Origin of the sequence: Leucobacter celer subsp. astrifaciens, from assembly GCF_001273835.1 — a bacterium.
In the GTDB taxonomy this organism is placed as follows: Bacteria; Actinomycetota; Actinomycetes; order Actinomycetales; family Microbacteriaceae; genus Leucobacter; species Leucobacter celer.
Map to the genome: position 1 here is coordinate 1 of NZ_JHEI01000042.1, position 208 is coordinate 208.

Consider the following 208-nt stretch of genomic DNA (forward strand, 5'->3'; position numbering starts at 1 on the left):
GTGTGGGTCAATCCCCACACAGAACCGATAACCATGGCGGCATGCTCGGTTTCCTCCGGATCGGTGACATCAAGGATGGATTGCAACTCCTCAGTAACCGTGAAAGCCGTTACCTGTTTCCCCGGTGCAGCAACGAGTTGATGAGCCCGCTCCGCACTGGTCGGAATGAAGACGATGGTGGATGTCGACAATTGAACCCTCCTTGGTC

At 55.3% G+C, this 208-nt stretch carries 1 protein-coding gene; it reads right to left on the reverse strand.

Features of this window, described 5'->3' with window-relative positions:
• On the reverse strand, positions 1 to 191 hold a 191-nt coding region (locus tag AMS65_RS18405), incomplete at its 3' end, for a hypothetical protein (protein ID WP_206541936.1).
• Between the last annotated feature and the right edge of the window lie 17 nt (positions 192 to 208).